The organism is Bacillus sp. 196mf, from assembly GCF_003217275.1.
Taxonomy (GTDB): Bacteria; Bacillota; Bacilli; order Bacillales; family Bacillaceae_G; genus Bacillus_A; species Bacillus_A thuringiensis_S.
Genome location: NZ_QJTG01000093.1, coordinates 1 through 2,182, shown reverse-complemented (window position 1 = coordinate 2,182; position 2,182 = coordinate 1). Strand labels below are relative to the sequence as shown.

Sequence of the window (2,182 nt, the reverse complement as noted above, 5' to 3'; positions counted from 1 at the left end):
TATAAATGCTAGTTTAAATGTACACATTAACACTTGAATAAGCATGTACATTTTCAATAGGATTCTACATACTGACTTTGAGGTGGTTAGTGTGTATATCAAACTAGATATTCCAACGGAATTTACAATTAAAAGTCTTACAGACTTATCTAATTTTAAAAATTTAATGGAGAACTTAAAGATGAAAATAAATAAAAGTCAACTAGCACGAGAATTGAAGGTTGATCGACGTACCATTGATAAATACATGAATGGTTTTATACCAAAGGGGACCAAAAATAGAACATCAAAAATCGATGCCTATTATGAAGTGATTGTAGATCTTTTATCAGATGACACTAAACAAACTTTTTACTATATGCGGGTTCTATGGCAATATCTAACGGATAATCATGGTTTGCAATGTTCCCAGTCTACTTTTCGTGCTTATATCAATAGGAAACCTGAATTCAAAAAGTATTTTAAGGAGGGTAAACGTATTGCTTCAAACTTACCAGGAAAGGTTCGTTATGAAACACTTCCTGCTGAACAAGCGCAATTAGATTGGAAAGAAAGCATAAAGTTTGAAATGAAAGATGGTGAAACGGTATTTGTAAATGTGGCTGTACTTCTGCTATCTTATTCACGCTTTAGAGTTTTTCACTTGAATATTTCAAAATCCCAAAGTGTATTACTGTCATTTATGACAGAGGCATTTGAAGCGTTTGGTGGCGTACCGAAGGTGATCGTTACAGATAATATGAAAACTGTAATGGATGAGGCTCGTACAGAACATTTTTCAGGAACAATTAATAATAAGTTTGCACAATTTGCCCAGGATTTCGGATTTAAGGTACAACCTTGTATTGCAGGACGTCCAAATACAAAAGGAAAAATAGAAGCTCCAATGAAACTTCTAGATGAAATCCATGCTTATCAAGGCAAGTTTACTTTTGAAGAATTGTATGAATTTGTACAAAGGTTATGTAAAAGAATTAATCAAACGTTTCATCAGGGAACTGGTAAAATTCCTGTGTTTGCCTTAAAACAAGAAAGGAATCTCTTACAGCCACTCCCTGCGAGTACAATAAGAGATTCCTATAAGATTAAACATAAGCTTGTAAAAGTAAATGCATCAGGAATGATATCTTACAAATCAAATCAATACTCAGTGCCAGCTGAGTATCAAGGTAAGACCGTTGGTCTACAAGGCTATGATAATCAAATATATGTTTATCATAACATGAAGTTAATTGTACAACATAAAATCAGCCAATCTAAGCTTAATTATAAAGAAGAACATTATAAAAACGCATTGGCCAAGTCACTACCGAAATATCCGGACATTGACAATTTGGCGAAACAAAATTTATCAGTAATTGGTGAGGTATATAGAAATGAAGAATAGCTATCAACAGTTAACCGCAAACCTAGAATATTTAAAATTAAAACAAATGACACAACATTTAGGGGAAGTCGTTGATTTTAGTATTAATAATCAATTGTCATTCGTGGAAGCACTCGTTAAGCTGACAAACTATGAAATTGATGTAAGAGAACAAAATATGATTCATTCTATGGTAAAAATGGGCGCATTCCCTCATAGAAAGGAGATTGATGCATTTGATTTTGAATTCCAGCCAAGTATTAATAAACAACAAATCTTAGATTTTATTTCTCTACGTTTCCTAGAACAACAAGAAAATATAGTATTTTTAGGACCTAGTGGTGTTGGTAAAACCCATTTAGCGACATCGGTAGGTATAGCAGCAGCTAAAAAACGAACAAGCACTTATTTTATTAAGTGTCATGATTTACTTCAAAATTTGAAGCGTGCAAAGCTTGAGAATCGTCTAGAATCAAGATTAAAACACTACACAAAGTATAAATTGCTTATCATCGATGAAATTGGGTATTTACCAATTGATCCGGAGGATGCAAAATTATTTTTCCAACTCATTGATATGCGTTATGAAAAACGTAGTACGATTTTAACTACGAATGTAAATTTCAAATCATGGGATGAAATCTTTCAGGACCCTAAAATAGCTAATGCCATACTAGATCGTGTATTACATCACGCTACCGTTGTTAGCATTGTAGGACAATCATATCGAATTAAAGATCATTTTAGTAAAGAAAATGATTAAATTTGTACATACTTAAACAAGTGAAAATGTACATGATCATCTTGACATTTACA

2 protein-coding genes are annotated in these 2,182 nt (G+C 32.5%); both read left to right on the top strand.

The features are described 5' to 3' along the window. Window positions 1-91 precede the first annotated feature (91 nt). Window positions 92-1,387, top strand: a complete 1,296-nt coding sequence (istA, locus tag ATL10_RS30605; protein WP_110498368.1) for an IS21 family transposase — start codon at window positions 92-94, stop codon at window positions 1,385-1,387. Further along, entirely contained in the window at window positions 1,377-2,129 is a 753-nt protein-coding gene (gene istB, locus ATL10_RS30600) for an IS21-like element IS232 family helper ATPase IstB (protein WP_097826271.1), read from the top strand. The genes istA and istB overlap by 11 nt, the downstream gene beginning before the upstream one ends. Window positions 2,130-2,182: the final 53 nt, after the last annotated feature.

What these genes read in the sequence shown, in the direction of transcription:
- istB (WP_097826271.1), top strand. Translation starts at nt 1,377, where the DNA reads ATGAAGAATAGCTATCAACAGTTAACCGCAAACCTAGAATATTTAAAA.